The 22,361-nt window shown below is 55.6% G+C and carries 19 protein-coding genes and 1 pseudogene; 6 read left to right on the top strand and 14 right to left on the bottom strand.

Annotation, left to right across the window (positions count from 1 at the left end; all coding sequences use genetic code 11):
- Positions 1 to 55: 55 nt before the first annotated feature.
- The 8 genes from ACFSW5_RS06275 to ACFSW5_RS06240 all read right to left on the bottom strand — a co-directional run bounded on the left by ACFSW5_RS06275 (position 56) and on the right by ACFSW5_RS06240 (position 7,062).
- Positions 56 to 943, bottom strand: coding sequence for a carbohydrate ABC transporter permease (locus ACFSW5_RS06275; RefSeq protein WP_379270551.1), 888 nt, complete (start codon positions 941 to 943; stop codon positions 56 to 58).
- Between the two features lie 25 nt (positions 944 to 968).
- On the bottom strand, positions 969 to 1,880 hold the full coding sequence (locus tag ACFSW5_RS06270) for an ABC transporter permease (RefSeq protein ID WP_379271041.1): 912 nt from the start codon (positions 1,878 to 1,880) through the stop codon (positions 969 to 971).
- 187 nt (positions 1,881 to 2,067) lie between these two features.
- Positions 2,068 to 3,087 carry a LacI family DNA-binding transcriptional regulator gene (locus tag ACFSW5_RS06265; protein ID WP_379270550.1) on the bottom strand — a complete coding sequence of 340 codons (1,020 nt, stop codon included), beginning with the start codon at positions 3,085 to 3,087 and terminating at the stop codon, positions 2,068 to 2,070.
- A gap of 251 nt (positions 3,088 to 3,338) precedes the next feature.
- Entirely contained in the window at positions 3,339 to 3,905 is a 567-nt protein-coding gene (locus tag ACFSW5_RS06260; protein WP_379270549.1) for a pyridoxamine 5'-phosphate oxidase family protein, read from the bottom strand.
- Between the two features lie 213 nt (positions 3,906 to 4,118).
- Positions 4,119 to 4,838 (bottom strand): YebC/PmpR family DNA-binding transcriptional regulator, encoded by a 720-nt coding sequence (locus ACFSW5_RS06255; protein WP_379270548.1) that lies wholly within the window; start codon positions 4,836 to 4,838, stop codon positions 4,119 to 4,121.
- A 156-nt stretch (positions 4,839 to 4,994) separates the two neighbouring features.
- Entirely contained in the window at positions 4,995 to 5,591 is a 597-nt protein-coding gene (locus ACFSW5_RS06250) for a nucleotidyltransferase family protein (protein ID WP_379270547.1), read from the bottom strand.
- Between the two features lie 107 nt (positions 5,592 to 5,698).
- Positions 5,699 to 6,463 (bottom strand): anti-sigma factor, encoded by a 765-nt coding sequence (locus ACFSW5_RS06245; protein ID WP_379270546.1) that lies wholly within the window; start codon positions 6,461 to 6,463, stop codon positions 5,699 to 5,701.
- Positions 6,460 to 7,062 carry an RNA polymerase sigma factor gene (locus ACFSW5_RS06240; RefSeq protein WP_379270545.1) on the bottom strand — a complete coding sequence of 201 codons (603 nt, stop codon included), beginning with the start codon at positions 7,060 to 7,062 and terminating at the stop codon, positions 6,460 to 6,462. The genes ACFSW5_RS06245 and ACFSW5_RS06240 overlap by 4 nt, the downstream gene beginning before the upstream one ends.
- Positions 7,063 to 7,366: 304 nt before the next feature.
- Between ACFSW5_RS06240 and ACFSW5_RS06235 the strand changes: the two genes are divergently transcribed.
- Genes ACFSW5_RS06235 through ACFSW5_RS06225 form a run of 3 tightly spaced genes read left to right on the top strand, consistent with a single transcriptional unit; the run spans position 7,367 to position 10,597 of the window.
- Positions 7,367 to 8,533, top strand: coding sequence for an NEW3 domain-containing protein (locus ACFSW5_RS06235; RefSeq protein ID WP_379270544.1), 1,167 nt, complete (start codon positions 7,367 to 7,369; stop codon positions 8,531 to 8,533).
- 11 nt (positions 8,534 to 8,544) lie between these two features.
- Positions 8,545 to 9,561 carry an ABC transporter ATP-binding protein gene (locus ACFSW5_RS06230; RefSeq protein WP_379271039.1) on the top strand — a complete coding sequence of 339 codons (1,017 nt, stop codon included), beginning with the start codon at positions 8,545 to 8,547 and terminating at the stop codon, positions 9,559 to 9,561.
- The gene (locus tag ACFSW5_RS06225; RefSeq protein ID WP_379270543.1) at positions 9,536 to 10,597 is read left to right on the top strand and encodes an ABC transporter permease; all 1,062 of its coding nucleotides are present in this window, start codon (positions 9,536 to 9,538) and stop codon (positions 10,595 to 10,597) included. The genes ACFSW5_RS06230 and ACFSW5_RS06225 overlap by 26 nt, the downstream gene beginning before the upstream one ends.
- A gap of 103 nt (positions 10,598 to 10,700) precedes the next feature.
- On the opposite strand, the gene ACFSW5_RS06220 is transcribed toward ACFSW5_RS06225, so the two are convergent.
- From ACFSW5_RS06220 to ACFSW5_RS06210, 3 genes and pseudogenes are all read right to left on the bottom strand, one after another.
- Complete coding sequence (locus tag ACFSW5_RS06220; RefSeq protein WP_379270542.1) at positions 10,701 to 11,450, bottom strand: MOSC domain-containing protein; 750 nt, start codon at positions 11,448 to 11,450, stop codon at positions 10,701 to 10,703.
- A 140-nt stretch (positions 11,451 to 11,590) separates the two neighbouring features.
- A pseudogene (locus ACFSW5_RS06215) lies at positions 11,591 to 12,966 on the bottom strand (glycine--tRNA ligase).
- Positions 12,967 to 13,301: 335 nt separating this feature from the next.
- Positions 13,302 to 14,243 (bottom strand): aldo/keto reductase, encoded by a 942-nt coding sequence (locus ACFSW5_RS06210; protein ID WP_379270541.1) that lies wholly within the window; start codon positions 14,241 to 14,243, stop codon positions 13,302 to 13,304.
- A gap of 505 nt (positions 14,244 to 14,748) precedes the next feature.
- Here ACFSW5_RS06210 and ACFSW5_RS06205 point away from each other — a divergent pair.
- The gene (locus ACFSW5_RS06205) at positions 14,749 to 15,444 is read left to right on the top strand and encodes a hypothetical protein (protein WP_379270540.1); all 696 of its coding nucleotides are present in this window, start codon (positions 14,749 to 14,751) and stop codon (positions 15,442 to 15,444) included.
- 82 nt (positions 15,445 to 15,526) lie between these two features.
- Here the strand turns inward: ACFSW5_RS06205 and ACFSW5_RS06200 are convergent, their stop codons facing one another.
- Positions 15,527 to 17,083, bottom strand: a complete 1,557-nt coding sequence (locus ACFSW5_RS06200; RefSeq protein WP_379270539.1) for an ABC-F family ATP-binding cassette domain-containing protein — start codon at positions 17,081 to 17,083, stop codon at positions 15,527 to 15,529.
- 407 nt (positions 17,084 to 17,490) lie between these two features.
- Positions 17,491 to 18,384: a DMT family transporter gene (locus ACFSW5_RS06195; protein ID WP_379270538.1), complete on the bottom strand. Its 894-nt coding sequence runs from the start codon at positions 18,382 to 18,384 to the stop codon at positions 17,491 to 17,493.
- Positions 18,385 to 18,481: 97 nt separating this feature from the next.
- On the opposite strand from ACFSW5_RS06195, the gene ACFSW5_RS06190 reads away from it, so the two are divergent.
- A complete protein-coding gene (locus ACFSW5_RS06190; RefSeq protein ID WP_379270537.1) occupies positions 18,482 to 19,357 on the top strand; it encodes a LysR family transcriptional regulator in 876 nt (291 codons plus the stop codon).
- Positions 19,358 to 19,473: 116 nt separating this feature from the next.
- On the opposite strand, the gene ACFSW5_RS06185 is transcribed toward ACFSW5_RS06190, so the two are convergent.
- Positions 19,474 to 20,601 (bottom strand): DNA alkylation repair protein, encoded by a 1,128-nt coding sequence (locus ACFSW5_RS06185; RefSeq protein ID WP_379270536.1) that lies wholly within the window; start codon positions 20,599 to 20,601, stop codon positions 19,474 to 19,476.
- A gap of 160 nt (positions 20,602 to 20,761) precedes the next feature.
- Between ACFSW5_RS06185 and ACFSW5_RS06180 the strand changes: the two genes are divergently transcribed.
- The gene (locus ACFSW5_RS06180; protein WP_379270535.1) at positions 20,762 to 22,351 is read left to right on the top strand and encodes an acyl-CoA synthetase; all 1,590 of its coding nucleotides are present in this window, start codon (positions 20,762 to 20,764) and stop codon (positions 22,349 to 22,351) included.
- Positions 22,352 to 22,361 lie beyond the last annotated feature (10 nt).

Here is a 22,361-nt window from a genome sequence, read left to right as displayed (position 1 = left end):
TTCGTTTACCGCCGCCTCGAATGCGTTTAGCCGTTAAGAATTGCCTGTATGTCCCTTACTCTTTCACCGCCCCGAGCATCATGCCGGAAATGAAATACTTTTGAAGCAATGGATAAACCACGACAATCGGCAGCGTCGTAATGACGATCGTCGCAAGTTGAACCCCCTTCGTCGCCGTTTCGATAACGGCCGAGCCCCCGATATTTTGCATCGATTGCGTTTGCGACTGCACGATAATTTCATACAGCTTCATTTGCAGCGGATAAAGCCACTGATCGGTGACGTACAGCTTGGTCGTCATGAAGTCGTTCCATTGGCCGACGCCGTTGAACAAAACGATGGTTGCAATGGCCGGCATGGAGAGCGGAATGTATAGACTTATAAAAATGCGCCAATCGCCCGCGCCGTCGATTTTGGCCGACTCCTCCAGCGAATCCGGCACGTTCCGGAAAAAATTCATCAAAATGATGACGTCGTAGAAGCTTAGAAGCGCCGGAATGATATACACCCAGAAGCTGTTCAGCAGCCCAAGCGACTTCATCAGCAGGTAGGTCGGAATCATGCCGCCCGAGAAAAACATCGTAATGACGCCCATCGCCACATAAAACTTGCGGCCGCGGACATTCTTTTTGCTTAACCCGTAGCCGACCATCGCGCAAAAAAACACATGCGTCAGCACCCCGATAACGGTTTTGGCAACCGAGATCAGAAACGACTGCCAGATCGTCGAATCGCGGAACACCGCGCGGTAATTTTCTAGCGACAGCTCGGACGGCCAGAAGATGAATCCGCCTTCCGCCAGCGCCCGGCCCGAGCTGAAGGAAGAGATGACGACGTTCCAGAGCGGAACGACGATGATGACGGCGAATATGACCAGCAATACGATATTGATCGAATCGAAAATACGGCTGTCCCAGTCTCTTTTGGCAGCTTTTACATGCACGGCCGCGCCTCCTTGCAATCGAAATTTACAGAACGGATTGATTATCGTTCAGCTTGCTTGTCACCTTGTTGGCGGCGACCAGCAGAATGACCGACACGACGGACACCCCTAGGCCAACAGCCGTCGCGTAGGAGAAATCGCCTTGCGTGAGGCCCATCCGGTATACGTAGGAATTAATGACCTCCGCCTTTTCCCGGTTTTGCGAATTCATCAGGACAAGCGTTTGGTCCAGGTTCGAGCCCAATAAACCGCTTACAGTAAGGATCAAATTCAAGCTGATGATCATTTTCATGTTCGGAAGCGTAATGTTCCATATTTGCCGGAGCCGGCTGGCGCCGTCGATTCGAGCGGCTTCATAGTAAGTCGGATCGATCTTCGCCATGATCGCCAGATACAGAATCGTCCCCCAGCCCGCTTCCTTCCAAATATCCGACAGCGTGGCGATCCACCAATACTTGTTCGGATCGAGCAAAATATTGCGCGGCTCCGAGATGATTCCGAGGCCAAGCAGCACCTCGTTGAACAAGCCCGTGGTGGAAAACCACGTAATCAGCATCCCGCCGAGCACGATCCAGGACAAAAAATGCGGCAAATAGGAGATCGTCTGCACGAATTTTTTGAACCTGCCAAGGCTAAGCTCATATATCATGATCGCCAGAATGATCGGAATGACAAAGCCGACCGCCAGCTTCAGAAAGCTGATGCCAAGCGTGTTCACGACGGAATCCCAGAAATATTTGTCCGATAAAATAATCTGAAAATTGTCCAGCCCTACCCACGGAGCGGAGCTTAACGTATCGATGACGGTGTAGTTTTTGAACGCGATCGTCAAGCCGTAAATCGGTATGTAGCAAAAAACGAACATAAACACGATGCCCGGAAGAATCATCGATTGAAGCTCCCATTGCCGGGCGAAATCGGTCGCGAACGATTTCATTCGCCGGCTTAACGGCTTGTTGCCGGTTGAAAGCCCCGCTTCCTCTGAGCGGACTGCCGCTTCGGATCTAGCCACCGCTACTCCTCCTTTTTACCATTTTGTTAATCCAATAAAAACGTTTTTATTTTCGGCAAAATAGCCCCTCCCTGCAATCTTTTCATTTAAAACGATCCGGAATGACCCCGCTTTAAAGGGGATCGTTCCGTTCGATTTTTACGTGGCTGGAGCCGCGGACGACAAGCTCGCCTTCCAGCTTCCGAATTTTGCCCTGCTCCTTCTTTTGAATCATGTTAATCAAATGGTTGACGGTCAAAATGCCTTGTCTCGCGATCTGGTTGCGCACGGTCGTCAGCGGCGGCGTAAAATATTGGGCGATGTCGATGTCGTCGAAGCCTACGACGCTGACGTCGCGCGGAACCTCATATCCTTCGGATTTCAACGCTTTGATGCAGCCGATCGCGCTCAGATCGTTACCCGCCAGAAACGCGTCCGGCAGCTTGCCGGGGTGCGCATGGATAAACGACTTGACGGCGTTGTAGGATCCGCCCTCTTCGAAATAGCCTTGTAAAATATAATCCGGATCCTCAGCCAGCTGATGCTCGCGCAGCGCCGCCAAATACCCTTCCTTCCGCTGGACGCTGTCGAACATCGTATCGACGCCGGAAATATACGCAATCCGCTTGTGCCCGAGGCTGATCAAATATTTCGCCGCGTTGTACCCTGCTACGTAAGAATCGAAAACGATGCTTCCCATCGTCTCGTTCTGTACCTCGCGGTCGAGAAACACCGCTTTGATTTTGCTTTTCTCCATCGCCGCGATATCTTTCTCGTCGATCCGCAGCTCTTCGAAAATAACGACGCCGTCGACCCGGCCGCCGAGAATGTTGCTCATAATGACTTGCTTGTCTTTCGTGACGAACACGTTCAAGCCGTAGCCCAGCCTGTCGCATTCGCGCGACATCGATTCCACGAGCGTATAGAAATACGGACCGGATACGCTGGTCGTGAAAAACCCGAGCATCTTCGATTTGCCCGACTTAAGCAGCTTGCCGTTTAAGTTCGGCACATAGTTCAAACGCTTCGCGACGTTCAAAATATGCGTCTTCGTCTCCGGATTCAGCACGTCCACGCCGTTCAGCGCGTTCGAAACCGTCGAGATGGACACGCCCGCCTCCCTTGCGACGTCCTTGATCGTTACTTTCCCCATTGCAATTCTTCCTTTGCTATAAAAACGTTTTTATATGCTTAAATTACCATACAAGCGCTTTCAAGACAACAGTTTTTTTCGGGTATCTCAACATGGAAACAGTGATAATGGGGAACAGGCGGAGTCTGATTAAGTGCAGATCCCGCCTAGGAATAAGTAAAATGGAATGCCGATCATTGAGCGAAACACTCTATATTAAAAATTTGCGGTGGGGTTAGCAGTCCCTCCGCTCGTGTACGTTTCGCCCCAACCTATTGCGTACGATCCAGCAGCTCCCCCAACGGTGTCGGAAGCCCATCGATGCTGACGCGGTTTTTTTCCTGCCAATAACCTTTCAAGCCTTCTTCGCCTTTTTGCGCCGCCCATCTCCGCAGCGTATCGCGCTCTTTCTCGTAAGCCATGAAAGGGACGGAATATCCGCACGAGGTTTGCACCTTATGAACGTCTACCAAGATAATCTGCCTTGCGCCTTCAAGAGGGGTAAATCCGCCGTAAAGCCATTCCCATTCCTCGCTCCCCGGAAGCACGACCGTACCGGTCCCGTATAAGCGCAATATGTTCGGCGGACCTTCAAAGGCGCAAAACATAACCGTAATTCGCCCGTTTTCTTTAATGTGCGCGCTCGTTTCGTTGCCGCTGCCCGTCACATCCAAATACGCTACCTGGTTCTCGGAAAGAATGCGAAACGAATCGTACCCTTTGGGCGATATATTGACGTGTCCCTCTTCAGATAAAGCCGCCGATCCGACGAAAAACAGACGCTGCTTCCGAATGAAATCCATATGCTCCGGCAGCATGGAAGGAAACTGTTTCCCCATAGCCCGTCACCCCTCACTATAAAATTAACAATATTTGTTACCATCATAGCCCAGGTTTTTCGTTTTGTACAATGTATAAAACCGATAAGGATTATAGTTTTAAACTATAAAAGAACTCTCCGAATTCCTAACCGGATAAAGGTTCTTGCTTATGCGCTCAACCGGCAAAAGAAAAAAGAACCGCTTTTCCAAGCGGTTCCCATACGGAACGTTCTATTCTTCCAGCTCCACGTTGTGATAGACTTGCTGAACGTCCTCCAAATCTTCCAACGCGTCGACCAGCTTCTCGAATTGCGCTTGGGCGTCGCCGTCGAGCGTAACGTAGTTTTGCGCGAGCATCGTCAGCTCGGCCACCGTAAACTCGGTTACGCCCGCGTTTTTGAACGCTTCCTGCACGTTGTGGAATTGGTCAGGCTCGGCATACACGATAACGACCTCGTCTTCGTCAACGATATCGCGAACGTCGACGTCCGCCTCGAGCATGAGCTCCATGACCTCGTCCGCCGTTTTGCCTTCCACGCCGAATACGGCCGTCGAATCGAACATATAGGCGACGGAGCCGCTGACGCCCATGCTTCCGCCATTTTTGTTGAATGCCGAACGGACCGAGGCGGCCGTGCGGTTTACGTTGTTCGTCAGCGTATCGACGATAATCATCGAGCCGTTAGGTCCGAACCCTTCATATCTCAGCTCGACGTAATTCTCGTCGCTGCTGCCCTTCGCCTTGTCGAGGGCGCGGTCGATGATCGCTTTCGGCACGTTGTATGTTTTCGCGCGCTCCAGTACGACTTTAAGCGCACGGTTCGATTCCGGATCGGGCTCGCCTTTTTTCGCGGCTACGTAGATTTCAAGCCCGAATTTCGCATAGATGCGGCTTGTGTTTTTGTCTTTCGACGCTTTTTTCTCTTTAATATTATTCCACTTGCGACCCATGATCTTCCCGCTTTCTATTTTTTGATTTTACACTTTATTATAACCGATACCGCCGCCTTATGGACAGGCCTTTCGATTGCCGATTTGGGGCAAACCGTTATTTCTGTGCCGCTGCCCGCGGGGTTCGCCGCCGTCCGACAAGCGGGTTCAACCCGCTTACCCTTGCGGCTGCCGTTCGTCGGGACCTGCCGGGGCATAGGTCAGCAAATGCCAGCGTTCCTTCCATCTTTTGTCCGCGACTCGCTTGTCGTAAACCGCAAGCAGGCGAGGGCTCGTCCGGCAATGAGGAGAGGGCTTCACCCGCAGCTGCAGGACATCTTCAATCCCGTGCGGCGCAGCCAAGAGCAGTTCGCCCGCATAATCTGTTTTCACGCCAAGCGCCGTAGCCGTTTCGGTAAAATGGCCGATATCGTCGAAGGCCGAGCGATAGGGCGGATTGTCGTTCAGGACATGCATCCGGGCCTGATTTTTGACAGACCACGGAATATCCGGCCGTAGCTGCAGCAGCTCACGTTCGTAGCGCTTCTCGGACGATTCGTCCGTATTCTCCGGATCAAAATAGACGACGTCGACGTCGGCAAGCGGCGTCCGTTCTTCGAAACCGTGCAGCGCATCCCATATTTTGGAGCGGACAAAACCGGCGCAAATCCACCAGTCGAGCAGATGAAGCCGGCTTGCGGTATGAATGATGCCTATCATCCAATCGTCATTGCGAATAATATCCAATATATCCGATTCCGTTCGAAGCTGCATGCCTGCACCACGCCTTCCGCAACTGAATAAGAACATACATTCTTATTATATAGAATCGCCGACGGTTGTAAAGGATTTCCTGAAACCGCGAGAATTGAAGGCTTCCGCTATCGCTTCAATCGAACCAGCACGGCATCCGGCGATGTCGGAGCGGCGCTTCCTCCTGTCGGCTCGATCGTCAGCGCAACGTTGTCCACTTCGGCAAGCGCGCTCCCTTTGACGTACAGGTGGGCTTTCGCGAGCTCGAACTGCCGGAGCAGCCCCAAGTTCCGATGCGCGCTTCCGTCTACGGCCCACGCTTGAATCACGTAGCCGTCGCTCGGAAGCAATCCGTCGATCAGGACGAACATTTCCCGGGAATCGACGTTAAACCAGACGTAGCCTTCCCCCAGATTGTCCGGTTTGATCGGATATCCGAACGTATTCGGATCGTTCACGAGCGACACGGCGCCGGGCTCATGCAGCGCCACGTAGTTGTCCTGCTCCGAAGACGGCTGCGTCCCGTTCGGATACAGCCCGGCCAAGCATATCCCCAGAATAAGAGCCGCCGCCCCTGCGATCGCCTTCTTTCGGTGATTGCGCAGGCTGCGAGCCGCGCGCTTAGACCACCCCATCGCAACGACGCGTGCGCGAAGCTTCCGCCGTGCGATCTCGGAAGGAATCGGCGCATCGTTCCGCTCGCCCGCCTCGGCCGCCAGCAGAGGCTCCCATGCCTCTATGACCCTCCTGCACGCCGGACAATCGTTCAAATGGCGGCGCATCGTTTCGGCTTGCTGCGGCGTCTTGCGGCCGAGCAGCCAATCGATCCACTCCTCCTCGGCGAAAAATCGTTTGCATTGCCCCGTTTCCCGTATCGACATTTGTTCGTTCATCGCTTCTCCCCCCTGTCCGATTGGCGCTCCGAAACCGTCCATCCCCGTTTCTCCAATTGCTTCCGGATATTGTCCAGCCCGTACCGGACCCACGATTTGACCGTCCCAAGCGGCACGTTCCAAGCCTCGGAAAGCTCCCGCTGGGTCCGCGCGCCGAAATAGCTGTAAGCGATCGCTTCCTTCTGCCGCGCCGGCAATGCCTGCAGCGCTTCCTGCACCGCTTCCTGCTGCAGCCTGAGAACCACGGCCTCCTCGATGTCCGCGCCTGCCGCGCCGAGCCTTCTTTCGTCCGCCTCTTCCGAACTCGTCAGACGCCTCTCTTTACGCAGCCGGTCCAAGCTCCGGCTTCTCGTCATAACCGCAAGCCAAGCTTCTATCGAGCCTCGGCTGGAATCATAGGTTCCGCCGCGCTTTATTACTTCCAGGAACACGTCGTGGCATACGTCCTCCGCCTCCATCCGGTCGCCTACGACGCGTCTTGCAATTTGAAACACGAGAGGCGCGTATCGGCTGTAAAACCGGTCGAACGCTTCGACCGAGCCGTCGCACATCTCCCGCAGCGTCAGCTCCATCTCCATCTCCTCATTGGGGCCGTTCACCGTGTCGCCTCCTCCCAACCATCCGCGCATACCTTCGCACACTATCGTTTTATCAAAAAATCCGAAAGATGAAAAGGTTTAACGAATCTTCTCGCAGATGAATGACCCGGCTAAAGCGGCAGCTTTTCATGCCAATCGAAAAGACCTTTAGAACGCTGTCGCTGAACCAGACTTAAAATTTCCGATGTGGACAGAAATTAAATTTTTTTCAGCTTTTTTAAATCCAACGCCGTTTTTCGTTCGTACCGTTTACGTAAGCTGCATGCGATGCGGCAAAAATCAAAACGTTCAGGAGGGGATTCGCATGCTTCGCGCATGCCGCAAGTCATTGTTTAAAGGATTCATGGCCGTCTGTCTATGCCTGACCGCCGTGCTGGCCGGTTCAGGCTCGCTGCCCGCCTCCGCCGCGGGAACCGTAGAGCTTTACACCCCTTATCTCAAGCTGTCGGCGCCGCCGGGCGACTCGATCTCTTACTCCATTGAAGTGATCAACCGCGGCAGCTCCACGGCGGACGTCGAACTTGGCTTCGATACGCGAGGAAACAAATGGGAATATGAGCTGACCGCCGGGGGAAGAGCGGTAAGCCGTCTTGCCGTAAAAGGCGGCGAGTCGCAAACGATCAACCTGCAGCTCGACGTTCCGCTCGAAATCAACAAAGGCACTTATCAATTCCAAGTTAACGCCGGGTCCAGCACGCTGCCTCTGTCCGTAGAGGTATCCGAGCAAGGAACGTTCCGGACCGAGCTGACCAGCGATCAGCCGAACATGCAAGGCCATTCCGATTCCACCTTTTCGTTCAGCGCGACGCTGCGCAACCGGACGGCCGAGAAGCAAACGTACGCGCTGTCGGCGCAGGCGGAGCCGGGGTGGGACGTCACGTTCAGCGACGGGGGAACGAGCGTAACGTCGGTCGAAGTCGAACCGAACGCCGAGAAATCGATCAGCATCAGCGCGAAGCCGCCGGAAACCGTTCAAGCCGGCTCGTACAAAATCCCGATCACGGCGTCCAACAACTCGACTTCCGCCAAAACGACCGTGGAAGCGGTCGTTACCGGCACGTACGGCTTGACGCTCGGCACGCCTAACGATCTGCTGAGCACGGACGTCACGGCCGGCTCGGAACGCAAGGTCGACCTGGTCCTTACGAATACCGGCTCCGCCGAATTGAAGGACGTCAGCCTGTCGGCCGATACGCCGTCGGAATGGGAAGTGACGTTCTCCCCGGCCAGCGTCGACTCCATCGCCCCCGGCGGCACCGCGCGCGTTCAAGCGACGATCAAGGCAAGCAAAGAAGCGCTGGCGGGCGACTACGTCGTCAACATCAATGCGTCCTCGCCGGAGAAAAGCGCTAGCGCCCAGTTCCGCGTAGCTGTCAAGTCCTCCGTTCTGTGGGGATGGGTCGGCATTCTGATCATCCTGGCCGTTATCGGAGGCATTTACTATCTGTTCCGCAAGTACGGGAGGCGGTAAGCGTGCAGGCAATGAAGTCGGAGATGAAGGCTGTCGCAGCAGGAGAACCGATTATCGAGCTGACCGGCTTGACCAAAAAATACGGCGAACAGACAGCGGTCAACAATTTGAGCCTGTCGATCGGCAAAGGGGAAGTGTTCGGCTTGCTTGGACCGAACGGAGCCGGCAAGACGACGACGATCCTGATGATGCTTGGTCTTACGGAACCTACCGGCGGCAGCGTAAAAGTATGCGGCCTCGACCCCGTGCGGGAGCCGCTGGAGGTGAAGCGCCGGGTCGGCTATATGCCGGACGATATCGGCTTCTATGAAGACCGAACGGCGCTCGACAATCTCGTTTTTACAGCGCGGCTGAACGGCATCCCGGCCGGCGAGGCGCAGGACGAAGCGCATCGCCTTCTGGAGCGGGTCGGGCTTGCCGACGCGCTGACGAAGAAGGTCGGCGCATTCTCCCGCGGCATGCGGCAGCGGCTCGGCATCGCGGACGTGCTGATCAAGCGGCCGGAAGTGATTATTCTCGACGAGCCGACGCTTGGCATCGACCCCGAAGGGGTCCGGGAGCTGCTGAAGCTGATCGAAGAGTTAAGCCGCAAGGAAGGGCTCACCGTCCTTCTGTCCTCGCACCATCTGCACCAAGTGCAGCAAATCTGCGACCGTGTCGGCTTGTTCGTCAAAGGCAGGCTGATCGCTTCCGGGGATATCGAGACGCTGGCCGCCCAGTTGGACGACGAGGGCCTCATCACCGTCGAGCTGGAAGCATCGAACTGGAACGAGAAATTGACGGACAGCCTGGCCGGATTGGACGGGGTCGTCGAGGTGCGAGGACCGGTCTTCGGCAAAACAAGCCGTGCGTCCGCAACCGCCGTTCTCACCTGCAGCCGGGACTTGACCGCGGAAGCGGCGCGGGCGGTCATCGACAGCGGTGCGCAGCTTCATGCGGTCAACCGGAAGCAATACGGCTTGGACGATATTTATCATCGGTATTTTGAGGGGGGTGACACGAATGAGCGGAAAAACGTTAACCGTTAACCGGTTGCGCGGGCATTGGGTTGCGTTCCGCAATGCAAGCAAAAAAACGCCGGCTGAGCGGGAACCGGCAACAAGCGGCAAACGTCTCCCATCCCCGTTCTGGATTATCGTTCAGAAGGAATTCGGAGACCATCTGCGCAGCTGGCGGTTCACGATTCTCATCGGCATCGTCACGCTGGCCTGCATCGGCTCGATTTATGCGGCCGTCACCGCGATTCAAGCCGGCGTCAAATCGCAGGAATCGGACACATCGTTCCTGTTCCTCCAAATGTTCACGGCATCCGACGGCACGCTGCCGACGTTCGTCACGTTCGTTTCCTACCTCGGACCGCTGATCGGCATCGCGCTTGGCTTCGACGCCGTCAATTCCGAGCGAAACAAAGGGACGCTCAGCCGGCTCATGTCGCAGCCGATTTACCGGGACGACTTTATTCTGGCGAAGTTTACCGCGTCGCTTCTGCTGATTACGGTCGTCCTGTTCTCCCTCGGCTTTCTTGTGATGGGGCTCGGCCTCTTCACGATCGGCTATCCGCCGACGCCCGAGGAAGTGATGAGGGTCGTGCTGTTCCTGCTCGTTGCGGTCGTCTACGTCGGCTTCTGGCTGAACCTGTCCATCCTGCTGTCCATCCGTTTCCGGCAAGCCGCAACGTCGGCGCTGTCGGGCATCGCGCTTTGGATCTTTTTCTCGGTCTTCTACAGCATGATTATCGGCTTGATCGACAAGGCGACAGCGCCGTCCGACACTTCTTCCGTGACGGCCGTCCTCGACCATTATAACGCGATGATGATGCTGAATCGCATCTCTCCCGCCTACCTGTTCTCGGAGGCGACAAGCACGCTGCTCATGCCGGGCGTCCGCTCCCTCGGACCGCTGACGACGGAACAGGTTGTCGGCGCGATCGCCAGCCCGCTGCCGCTTATGCAAAGCATTCTGCTCTCATGGCCGCAGCTGGTCGGCCTGCTGGCGGCGACCATGATATGCTTCGGCATATCATACGCGCTGTTCATGCGCCAGGAAATCCGTTCGCGTTCGTAAGACGATGCAATTTCAAGCTTCCAAACGCCCCCGCTTACCCGGTCCGAATAACGGATCGCGTGTAACGGGGGCGTTTTGGCATGCATCGGCATTCTGCTATTGTTTATCTGTCCAGCGAATATTCAACGTTTACTTTGTCCCCGAGCTTGATCTTACCGGCCTGCAGGACGCTGGCGTACAGGCCGAATCGAAGATTCATCTCCCGGTGGACGGTCTTTAATAAAACGGGATTTCTCTCCAATGTTTCCGGATCGATCGTGATCATCGAACAGCGTTCGCATGAATCCACAATTCGCACAACTGCGTCTCCGATGCGGAGCTGCTTGCCGACAAGCTCTTGTTCGTTCCCGAATAGGCCGTCCGGAAACCGCACGACGATATTGGGCCGGAACCGCAAAAAGCCTGCTTCTTTACCAACCAGCAAAGCTAGGCGTTCAAGCATTTGCTCGGCGACAATCAGGATCGGCGCGCTGTCGACGGCAAGAAGTTCGCTGTCCGGATCGCAGGCATAAAGCGAAAGCTTCGGTTTCGCATAACGCTGAACTTCGTGCAGCAGCGCTTCGTCCCATTCGTACAAACGGCCGTCGGGCCCTTCTATGCGAACCGCCGGGAGCGTTCCGCGCCCGGGTCTCCCGTCGTCCGCAACCGCAGCCCGGAAGGCGAGCAGCTCCGGAACTTGCCTTGCCGTAACATAGCGTTCCCAGCTCTCTTTCGTCTCGTCGATCAACGCACAGAGCCGGTCTCCGTATAACCCGGTGCTTACAAGCTCCGCTTCTTCCAAACATTCCCCGGCCATCGACTTGACCGGATATCTCGTCAATTGCGTTACGACGCCGTTTGCTTCCGCGGCCATTCCGTTCTCCTCCGTCCCGGTTTGACGTCTATATAAGTTGAAGAAAACTTTGACGGCCGTTCCATCCCGAAAGGATTCCCTTTCTCCATTCCATTTGGCCTAGTCAAGGAAGTTCATTCGTTCAACTTCTATAGCTTTTCCTAATTGCTCCCGTTGATTTGTCCTTCCAGATAACCTTTCAGCTCGCCGATCGGCATGCGCTTCTGCTCCATGGAGTCCCTCTCGCGCACCGTCACTTGACCGTCTGCTTCGCTGTCGAAATCGTACGTCACGCAGAACGGCGTGCCGATCTCGTCATGCCTGCGGTAGCGTTTGCCGATCGACCCGGCGTCGTCGAAATCGACCATAAAGCGCTCCGACAAGTCCGCGAATATTTCCCTCGCCTTGTCCGACAGCTTTTTGGAAAGCGGGAGCACCGCAGCCTTGTATGGCGCAAGCGCCGGATGAAAGCGGAACAGATGCCGCGTCTCGCGCCTTCCAGCTCCTCCTCGTCGTATGCGTCCACCAGAAACGCCAGCGCCACGCGGTCCGCTCCGAGCGAAGGCTCGATGCAATACGGAACGTACCGTTCGTTCGTATCCGGGTCTACGACATGGAAATCTTCGCCCGAGTGGGCCATATGCTGCTTCAAGTCGTAATCCGTCCGGTTGGCGATGCCCCACAGCTCGCCCCAGCCGAACGGGAAACGGTATTCGATATCGGTCGTCGCGTTGCTGTAGTGCGACAATTCGTCCTCGGAATGGTCGCGCAGCCGAATGCTTTCCTCCTTCATCCCATGCGCAAGCAGCCATTCGCGGCAGAAGCCTCGCCAATAGGCAAACCACTCCATATCTTCGCCGGGCTTGCAAAAAAACTCCAGCTCCATCTGCTCGAATTCTCTTGTCCGGAACGTAAAGTTGCCCGGCGTAATCTCGTTCCGGAAGCTTTTGCCGATTTGCCCGATTCCGAAAGGCAGCTTCTTCCGCATCGTCCGCTGCACATGCTTGAAGTTGACGAAGATGCCTTGCGCCGTTTCGGGACGCAAATAAATTTCGCTGGCGTTTGTCGCGGTTACCCCTTGGTGCGTCTTGAACATCAAATTAAACTGCCGGATGTCCGTATAGTCAAAGGCGCCGCAGCTCGGGCACCGGATGTCGTGCTGGCGGATAAGCTCCTCCATTTGCGCGAAGCTTAGGCCGTCGACGATCAGCTCCTCCCCTTTCGCCTCAAGCGAGGCCTCGATCATTTTGTCCGCCCGGTGACGGGCTTTGCACTGCTTGCAATCGATCATCGGGTCGCTGAAATTGACGACATGCCCGGAAGCGACCCATGTTTCACGGTTCATCAAGATGGCGGCGTCGAGCCCGACGTTATAGGGGGAGCGCTGAATGAACGCCTTCCACCACGCACGTTTAATGTTGTTTTTGAATTCGACGCCCAGCGGACCATAATCCCATGTATTGGCAAGTCCGCCGTAAATGTCGGACCCCGGAAAAATAAATCCTCTGCTTTTGGCGATTGCCACGATCTGGTCCATCGTCACTTTGCTCATAAACGTTTCTCCTTTTTTCGTTCTTTTAGCTCAAAACAAAAAGCTCCCGCCTCCGGACAAGCAGCAACGCTTATCCGGGGACGAGAGCTTATGTCCCGCGGTTCCACCCCAGTTGGCATGCCCCGCGGACATGCCCGCTTCTATGAATCGACTCCGGATTGCCTTTTCCGCCGCGTTCTGCCCCGGGCTTGCACCGTCCCCGGGTCGCTGTGGCAGGCTGCGCCGCGTACTATGATCCTTCTTCGTCACGATTATGCGGTTTTGCCTACCATGGTAATTGTTTCATGCGTCAGAGTCAAGCGGCAGCGTCATTTCCGCCCTCATGGCCGCTCGCTTAAACGAAGATCGAGCCACTGAACTTCCTGTTCGGTTAAACGGATCGACGCCGCGGCGTGGCAAGACCGCAATTCGGCCGCGTTTTGCGGTCCGATGATCGCTGCCGTCGGAAACTTCTGATTCAGCACATAGGCCAGGGAAATTTGGATCGTTTCCACGCCTTTTTCCCGTGCAAGCAGCTCCGCTCTCCGGTACCGCTCCCAATTGTCGTCATTGTAAAATACGCGCACCAAATCCGCATTCGACCGGTCCTCCGGCGTAAATCTGCCCGTAAAAAAGCCTCTGGCCTGGGAAGACCAGGAGAATACCGGCAAGCCCGTCCGTTCATGCCAAGCGAGCGTCTCCTCGTCGACGCTTACGCAGCCTTTCCAATAGGGCTCCTGCGCTTTGGCTAAGCTGAAATTCGGGCTGCTGAACGTAAAGCCGACCATGCCGTTCGCTTTCGCGTACTCGTTCGCTTCTTCGAGTCTTTGCCAGGTCCAGTTGGAAGCGCCCAGCGCATGGATTCGTTTCTCTTGAACGAGCTCGTTCAAGATGGTCATAATTTCGGCGACCGGGACGTCGGGGTCGTCGCGATGAAGCGCGTACAGATCGGTATAGTCCGTCCGCAGCCGCTCCAGACTGACGGCGAGCTCCTCGCGAATCGCCTGGCGGTTCATCCGCGAGCCGTTGCGATCGGGATGCGCTCCTTTAGTCAGAATGAGTATGCGGTCGCGGTTTTTCCGCGCTTCGAGCCATAAGCCGATCGCTTCCTCGCTTTTGCCCCCGGCGTATATGTAAGCCGTGTCGATCGTGTTGCCGCCGATCGCTTCATAAGCATCCAAGTTTTCGCTGACAAGCTCCATTTTTTCCGGCGCAAAATAATCCGATCCCATCACCAGCGCGCTAACCGGCGCCTTCGCTCCTCGAATGGCAATGCGGTTCATTGGCTTCTCCCCTTCCGGCAATGTTTTGCTTCTGCCCATTTCAAGTATAACGCTTTCAACTTTCCGTGTATGTCCGTTTTTTTGGCTCTTTTATATCTTGTTTTGACGAAAATGCGTGAGCGGCGTTCAAACGTTTCGCGAGCCGAACAAAAAACCTGCAATACCCGATTTCGGCAGCGTTTTTCATAAGCTCAAGATGGAGCCATCCCGCAAGCTCGTGAAACGGTCTATCGGCGAACGGCCATCCATCGTGTATTCTCTCCTAATGTTCCATCCTTTCCCTTCCTGTCGTACGAGTCGCCGCAAACAATGTTTCACCTTTTTATATCGAATTGTGATGAGCGGCCAAAATTCTTATATAATGGAAGAAAGGTTTCGAAACAATGTTTCATACGATGGAAATTATGAGAGGGGAACGATTTGTGGCGTTATTACGGCCAGAATCCTATTTAACCGGCACGCCGGAAAGCTGCACAACGAAGACACGGAAAACGGAGGCAACCCGATGAAAACCAAAATCGCTTGTCTCCACGCCCATCATTCGAATATCGAATACATAAACGACGCCGTAAACCTTCCCGGTACGGAATGGATTCATTTCGTAGACCCCGGCTTAATGGCAAGGATCGCCGGCGACCCAGGGTTTGATGCGGACGCGGCCCGCAACAAAGTCGCCCAGCAGGTTGAATGGATCGCAAGCACGGGCGCTTTCGCTATTCTCATCACATGCACCAATTATATCGCGCTTCTGGACGAGAAGATGCTTCAATCTGCAATTCCGGTCGTCAAAGTAGACGAGCCGTTATTCGAATACGTATGCGGCGTCGATGGTCCGCATGTATTATTGTTTTCCAACCCGTCGACCGTCGACGGCACGATGCGTCGGTTAGCCGAACATGCGGCCGCCAACGGCGGGAACATAACGGACGTGGAGCCAGTAATCATCGACGGAACTTTTCAACTGTTGATGCAAGGCAATCAGGAGGCGTATTTGGAGAAGTTAACGGACCGGATTCGGCAGATCCTCGCTTCCCGGCCGGGCGTCACCGTATCGGTCGCCCAATTGTCCATGGTCAATGCGGCGCGGAGGCTCGAACAAGAGACAGGCGTTCGGATCGGCCATCCGTTGCTGACGTTGGGCAACAAGCTGGAAGCTTTACTGCGGACCATTTCCCCCACTCGCAACTCTTCAGCACATTGATTCATATGAAAAAAGCCGCTCCGGAGCCATTAGGCTCTTCGGAGCGGCTTTTGCGCTTGATATTCCGTAACGTAGCGGCCGTTTAGAACACTTTTGTCGTCCACGACTCGCAGTTCCAAATGTCGGTCACGACATCCCGGTAAAACTCGGGTTCGTGGGAAATGAGCAGAATGCTGCCCTTGTATGCTTTCAAGGCGCGCTTAAGCTCATCTTTCGCGTCGACGTCCAAGTGGTTCGTCGGTTCGTCGAGCACGAGCAAATTCGTATCTTTGTTAATCAGCTTGCATAAGCGGACCTTCGCTTTTTCGCCGCCGCTCAGCACCGCGATTTTGCTTTCGATATGCTTGGTCGTCAGCCCGCATTTCGCCAGTGCCGCGCGCACTTCGAATTGCGTATACGACGGGAACTCCTGCCATATTTCTTCAATGCAGGTGTTGTAGTTCGTTTCCTTCATCTCCTGCTCGAAATAGCCGATCTCCAGGTAGTCGCCTCGCGTAACCTGGCCGGATAGGGCCGGAATTTCGCCCAAAATGCTGCGAAGCAGCGTCGTTTTCCCGATGCCGTTCGAACCGACGAGCGCAATTTTCTGGCCGCGTTCCATCTTCAAATCAAGCGGCTTGGACAACGGGCTGTCATAGCCGATGACGAGACCGTTCGTCTCGAAGATCATCCGGCCGGACGTCCGCGCTTCCTTAAAGTTAAACTGCGGCTTCGGCTTCTCCTTCGCCAGCTCGATCACTTCCATCTTGTCGAGCTTCTTCTGGCGCGACATGGCCATGTTCCGCGTCGCAACGCTTGCCTTGTTGCGGGCGACGAAATCTTTCAAGTCCGCGATTTCCTGCTGCTGTCGCTTGTAAGCCGCTTCAAGCTGCTGCTTTTTCATTTCGTAGACTTCCTGGAAATGGTAATAATCCCCGGCATAACGGGTCAGCTCCTGATTTTCCATATGATAGATCAGGTTGATGACGCTGTTCAGAAACGGGATATCGTGGGAGATCAGAATAAACGCATTCTCGTACTCTTGCAAGTAACGCTTCAGCCATTCGATATGCTGCTCGTCGAGGTAGTTGGTAGGCTCGTCGAGGAGCAGAATGTCCGGCTTCTCCAGCAAAAGCTTGGCCAGCAGCACCTTCGTGCGCTGTCCGCCGCTTAAGTCGGTTACGTCCTTGTCCAGACCGATATCGGTCAAGCCGAGGCCGCGGGCCGTTTCTTCCACCTTCGCGTCGATCATATAAAAGTCCTGGTTCGTCAGCGTATCTTGAATGGTGCCGACTTCCTCCAGCAGCTTCTCAAGCTCCTCGGGGGACACCTCGCCCATTCTCGCATACATCTCGTTCATCTCTTGTTCCATGTCGAACAAGTATTGGAAAGCGCTCCGCAGCACGTCGCGGATCGTCAGCCCTTTGCTCAGCACGGCATGCTGGTCGAGATAGCCGACGCGCACGCGCTTCGACCATTCCACCTTGCCTTCGTCCGGCTGCAGCTTGCCCGTAATAATGTTCATAAAGGTCGACTTGCCTTCGCCGTTCGCGCCGATCAGGCCGATATGCTCGCCTTTCAGCAGCCGGAAGGACACATCGTTAAAAATGGCTCGGTCTCCGAAGCCATGGCTCAGCCGTTCAACGTTTAATATGCTCATGAATGACACCTTTTTCTGTAGTCTTTATCCAAAGATAAGAATGAGGTTTTGCTCTATCTATTAGACTTATCTTTCGACGCTGAAATGGTCGCCCTTATAAAAGGACGACGCCGTCGATTCTGCTTAATCCGTTTTATTATAACGGCAGAGCCGCGCTAACTCAATATCGTCGAACAAATTCGATGGGCATTCGTTCGCACCGCGATCGATTGTCCTCCCTCGGCCTCTCCGCCCTTCCCGTTAATTACGCCTGCCTCCCTCACCGTGTCCGGATTCGGCGTTTTATTCCGGGTCGTATTCGCCTTGGCAGAACGCCTTTCCTGCACGGAAACTGTTTATAACCGTCCGCGGAACGACATGCGGATAGACAAAAAGCCGCGCTCTCGCGCGGCCCTTCGGACATCGGGTTACGATGCCGCTTCCTTCAGCTTTCCGGTCTTGGCGTTGACGAGCAGGATGCTCGCCACAATCAGCGCAAAGCCGACGACCAGATTGGCGGTAATATGCTCATTCATAAACAACACGCTGACGATGACGGACACGACCGGAATAAGGAACGTGTACGAAGCGACTTTCGACGCTTCTCCGGAGCCGTTCAGCTTGAAATAGACGGACCACCCGAGCGCAATGACGAACACGGAAATAAACGCCGTATCCCATATAAACGGCGCCGCCCAATCGATCGCGGACCAGCTTTCCGCAAACGAACCGTATACGAGCATGACCACTCCGCCGATCGTAATTTGCATGGCCGTCATCCATAACATGTCGACTTTGGGCGCCATCTTTTTGTTGTAAACCGTCCCAAGCGCCCAACTGAGCGCGCTAAGCAGCGCAAGGACGATACCGGCTGCGGACATTCCGCCCTCCAGGCCGCCGACGCTCATCGCCGCCACGCCCGCGAATCCGAGCAGCAGGCCGACCAGCTTCAAGCCGTTCATCCCTTCGCCGAGCCACAGCCAAGCGAATAATCCAAGCAGGACGGGCTGCAGAAACACGATGGCCGAAAAAATGCCGGCCGGCATATATTGCAGTCCGACCGTCTGAAAGCCGTAATAAAAAACGATGCTTAGTAGAGCGGAAACAACGTAAATCAACCAGTTTTCCTTGAAGCGCAGCTTCCTCCAGCGCGGCAAAGCGATCGCGATCAGCAGCAGCCCGCCGATCAGCGTGCGCAGCCCGGCAAACAGCACCGGGGGCGTAAAATTCAGCGCGTATTTGGACAAAGGCCAGTTAATCCCCCACATCAGGATCAAGAACATTAAATAAGCGGCCGTTTGCTTGCGTGTCAGTCCGGTCATCTCTCTCACTCCTTGTTTATCTGTCTAACGGAATGATACAATACATTATCTTATAAATAAAATGAATGTTTGGCATAGGAGGCATATCCAAAACGATATGACGTATACACAACTCAAACTATTCGTCAAAATCGCCCAGACCGGCAGCTTCACCAAAGCGGGCATCGAGCTGAACATGACGCAGCCGGCCGTAAGCCGGGCCATCTCCTCGCTCGAAGACGAGCTTGGCATCGTGCTGCTGATCCGGGACAAGGGCAAAGGCATTATGCTGACGGACGTCGGCAAGCAAATATTGGCCCGCTGTCAGGACATCTTGCACAACTTCGAAAAAATCGAGCAAATCGCCGCCCGCGAAAGAGGACTGGAAGTCGGGACGATCCGCGTCGGGGCCTTTCCGGTTGCATCGGCCCGTTTCTTGCCCCGAATCGTCAAGCATATTACCGACCGGCATCCGGGCATCGTCTTCGAATTGTACGAAGGCACGATCGACGAACTGAAAACATGGCTGCACGACCGCAAAATCGACGTCGGCTTCATCCTTCCTCCAGCGGACGAATGGCAAGCGATCCCGTTATACAGGGAAAAAATGTACGTCGTCGTCCCGGAGGAGCACCCGTTCGCCAAGCTTCCCGCCGTGCCGATCCGGATGCTCGGCGGCGAGCCGCTCGTCGCCTGCAAGGCGGGGTTCGAGCCCCCTATCCTCGACATGTTCGAGAGGGTCCATACGGAGCCGAACATTCGATACGTCGTCCATAACGTCAACACGGCAATCGGCATGGCGCAGGAAGGGCTCGGCCTTCCCGTTCTCTCGGAGCTGTCGGTGCAAGCGCTGCCCCCCGGCATCGTCAAACGCGAGCTGTCGCCCGACTCGTACCGGGATATCGTCATCGCGCTCCCTTCTCTCGAAGAAGCTTCCCATGCGGTTAAGCTGTTCGTCGACACCGCTATTCATCTATTCGGCGATCAAGCTTGAGCAAAGCGCCCGATTCTTATCCATCCTGCGTTTGAAGCCGCTTCCGCTGACGAAACGATTGCCGGGCGCACGCTTCAAGCGGCGAAGGAAACGCACGGTCAATGCCGTGCTTATCCTTAGTCCGCTTTAACCGCCTCTTCCGCTCCGCTTAGGTATATCGCCGTTCCGGCCGCTTCCTTGCCGTTTACGAGAAGCACGATCCGGTGCTCGCCCGGATAATGCTTGCGGGTCGTCAAGTCGGCGAAACGATGCGCCCGCGTTCCCGAAACGACGCTCCCGCCGGGCACCGTCTTGTCCGACAGCAAAAACAGCTTGCGCGACGTCTGCCCCTTCGCTTTCACGAAATCGATGCCGTATTCGACGCGAACGCGGGAGGGTCCGCCGTCGCGGACGCGCAGCTCGTAGGTAAGCCGGCAGCTGTCGCCGACGGCGAGCTTGGACGGGCTTGCCTTAATAGACCCGGACACGGCGACCGGATCGCCCTCTTCCCCTTCGGCATAGCCGAACAAGGCGAGCGCTTCCGGATCGGCCTTGCGGATCATCGTCCTGCAGGCGTGGCGAACGATCCAATCGGTGTCCGGATGGGTGCCGATCCAGCTTTTGGCCGTACGAAGCACAAGCTGCGGATGATCTTTCGCGATATCGTTCAAGTTGTTCGCCACGCTCTTGCGGACGTAGAGCGCCGAATCGGCTTTCAGCAGCTCCAATACTTGCAATACGGGAGCCGGGTCGCGCTTGAAGATCGGCAGCGATTGCCCCCACGGCAGCCGCGGCCTGCATCCTTCGCTGGCCAGCCGCCTTATATGCTCGTTCGAATGCGATGCCCATTGCCTCATCCGCGTCATCGCCCGTTCCGGGTCGCGCAGAATGAAGGCGCGTATCGCGAATTCGGCCGACGAACGGGCTGTGAATCGTTCAAGCGCCCGCATGGACAAATCCCAGTCGCCTTCCGCCTGTCCGTATACCTCGACGAAATCCGGGAAAAACAAATAAGGAAATCCGACGCACTCCCCGTCAATCCGGAAAAGGACGTCCAGCGCATCGGCATACCGCTCCGGCAAATGCGCTCCCAGCACGGACGCAATCCGGCGAATGCGTCCTTTCAGCTCCAACGTGTCCCATCCTTCTCCCAGCACGCCGGAGACAAAGCTTTCGGTTTGAAAACGGCTGTACGCGCCTTGCACTTTCATGCCGAATTCCCGCAGAAACGATTCATGATACATATTTTTTAAAGGCTCCGCCATTTCGAATAAGGCCCCTTTCAACGCAAACTGATGTTCCCCTCTTGGAGTTTACCATATCCTCGCCCCGAATGCGACGCTTCATTGAGTCATACGTCTTAATACCAGGTATTAAGATATGCTATAATAAACATCATTTATTTTTCCAAAGGAGAAGGTCAACTTGAAATTCGATCAATGGGTTGCGCCCGAACATTATAATATCGTTTCCGATATCGAAGGACATGCTCCGGACAAAATCGCGCTTAAAGTGCTGGACGAGCACGGAAGCATGGAACAAATTACATATGGCGAACTGCTGCGGGAAGCGAACCGGCTGGCCGGCGGCCTAAGCGGACTCGGATTGGCTAAAGGCGACCGGATTCTGATCATGGTACCCCGCCGGGTTACGGCCTACGTCGTTTATATTGCCTGCTTGAAGCTGGGCCTTGTCGTCATTCCTTCCTCCGACATGCTGCGAGCGAAGGACTTGTCCTACCGCCTGGCTCATTCCGAAGCGAAAGCCGTCATCGCATGGACGACCGTCACCTCCGAAGTGAACGCCATCGAGGAGGAGCTTCCCGCGCTTCGCTTCCGGATCGTCGCGGGCGGTGCGTCAGCTGCCGCCGAGCCGGGCTGGATCCCGCTGCGGCAGCTGACGGAAGGCCAGCCGGAGGAACGCGAAAGCGCCGACACGCTCCGGGACGACATGGCGATGCTCTCTTATACGTCCGGGACGACCGGCAATCCGAAAGGCGTCGTGCACAGCCACGGCTGGGGTTATGCGCATCTCCGTATTACGTCTCCCTGGCTGGACATCCGGGAGTCCGACACGGTGTGGGCGACGGCCGCTCCGGGCTGGGCGAAATGGATATGGACGCCGTTTCTGTCCGTTCTCGGCCACGGAGCGACGGGATTTGTTTACGCCGGGCCTTTCAAAGCCGAGCGTTACTTGGAACTGCTGCAGCAATACCGGATCGATGTGTTGTGCTGCACGCCGACCGAATACCGGATTATGGCGAAGACGGATTCGCTGGGGGCTTTCGATCTCTCTTCGATCCGCAGCGCCGTATCGGCCGGGGAGCCGCTGAACCAGGCGGTTATCGAGAAGTTCCGGAGCTTGTTCGGCTTTACGATCCGCGACGGCTACGGCCAGACCGAGAACACGCTTCTGATCGGCAATCTGAAGGATTCGCCGTTTAAAATCGGCTCGATGGGCAAGTCGATCGCGCCGGGTCTCGTCGAAATCATCGACGAAGACGGCACGCCTCTGCCGCCCGGAGAAGTGGGAGACATCGCCGTTCACGGCTCGATGCCGGCATTGTTCCGGACCTACTATAAAGATCCGGAGCGGAAAGCGGCCGGCATGCACGGCGATTATTTCGTAACCGGAGACAGAGCCCGCAAGGACGAAGACGGCTACTTCTGGTTTGAAGGGCGGGGCGACGACATCATTATCAGCTCCGGCTATACGATCGGTCCGTTCGAGGTAGAGGAAGCGCTGCTGCGGCATGCCGCGGTCAAGGAATGCGCGGCGGTCGCTTCGCCGGACGAGGTGCGGGGGCATGTGGTCAAAGCGTTCATCGTGCTGAAGGAAGGCTTCGAAGGAACGCCGGAGCTTGCGAAGGAGCTGCAAAATCACGTCAAAACGATTACCGCTCCGTACAAATATCCGCGCAGGATCGAGTTTGTGAGCGACCTTCCGAAAACGAGCTCCGGCAAAATCCGGCGCGTCGTGCTGCGGGAGCAAGAACGCCGTTTGCCGGAAGCGTAAACCCGCCGGT

The organism is Paenibacillus thailandensis (assembly GCF_042685365.1).
Lineage (GTDB): Bacteria > Bacillota > Bacilli > Paenibacillales > Paenibacillaceae > Paenibacillus_AP > Paenibacillus_AP thailandensis.
This window is presented reverse-complemented; position numbering and strand designations above follow the sequence as displayed.

Bases quoted from the DNA above. Each gene is read 5' to 3' on its own strand.
- ACFSW5_RS06270 (WP_379271041.1), bottom strand. From the start codon at position 1,880: ATGAAATCGTTCGCGACCGATTTCGCCCGGCAATGGGAGCTTCAATCG.
- ACFSW5_RS06245 (WP_379270546.1), bottom strand. From the start codon at position 6,463: ATGAACGAACAAATGTCGATACGGGAAACGGGGCAATGCAAACGATTT.
- ACFSW5_RS06250 (WP_379270547.1), bottom strand. From the start codon at position 5,591: ATGCAGCTTCGAACGGAATCGGATATATTGGATATTATTCGCAATGAC.
- ACFSW5_RS06260 (WP_379270549.1), bottom strand. From the start codon at position 3,905: ATGGGGAAACAGTTTCCTTCCATGCTGCCGGAGCATATGGATTTCATT.
- ACFSW5_RS06220 (WP_379270542.1), bottom strand. From the start codon at position 11,450: ATGGCCGCGGAAGCAAACGGCGTCGTAACGCAATTGACGAGATATCCG.
- ACFSW5_RS06210 (WP_379270541.1), bottom strand. From the start codon at position 14,243: ATGAACCGCATTGCCATTCGAGGAGCGAAGGCGCCGGTTAGCGCGCTG.
- ACFSW5_RS06225 (WP_379270543.1), top strand. From the start codon at position 9,536: ATGAGCGGAAAAACGTTAACCGTTAACCGGTTGCGCGGGCATTGGGTT.
- ACFSW5_RS06265 (WP_379270550.1), bottom strand. From the start codon at position 3,087: ATGGGGAAAGTAACGATCAAGGACGTCGCAAGGGAGGCGGGCGTGTCC.
- ACFSW5_RS06195 (WP_379270538.1), bottom strand. From the start codon at position 18,384: ATGACCGGACTGACACGCAAGCAAACGGCCGCTTATTTAATGTTCTTG.
- ACFSW5_RS06200 (WP_379270539.1), bottom strand. From the start codon at position 17,083: ATGAGCATATTAAACGTTGAACGGCTGAGCCATGGCTTCGGAGACCGA.
- ACFSW5_RS06230 (WP_379271039.1), top strand. From the start codon at position 8,545: ATGAAGTCGGAGATGAAGGCTGTCGCAGCAGGAGAACCGATTATCGAG.
- ACFSW5_RS06190 (WP_379270537.1), top strand. From the start codon at position 18,482: ATGACGTATACACAACTCAAACTATTCGTCAAAATCGCCCAGACCGGC.
- ACFSW5_RS06255 (WP_379270548.1), bottom strand. From the start codon at position 4,838: ATGGGTCGCAAGTGGAATAATATTAAAGAGAAAAAAGCGTCGAAAGAC.
- ACFSW5_RS06235 (WP_379270544.1), top strand. From the start codon at position 7,367: ATGCTTCGCGCATGCCGCAAGTCATTGTTTAAAGGATTCATGGCCGTC.
- ACFSW5_RS06185 (WP_379270536.1), bottom strand. From the start codon at position 20,601: ATGGCGGAGCCTTTAAAAAATATGTATCATGAATCGTTTCTGCGGGAA.
- ACFSW5_RS06205 (WP_379270540.1), top strand. From the start codon at position 14,749: ATGAAAACCAAAATCGCTTGTCTCCACGCCCATCATTCGAATATCGAA.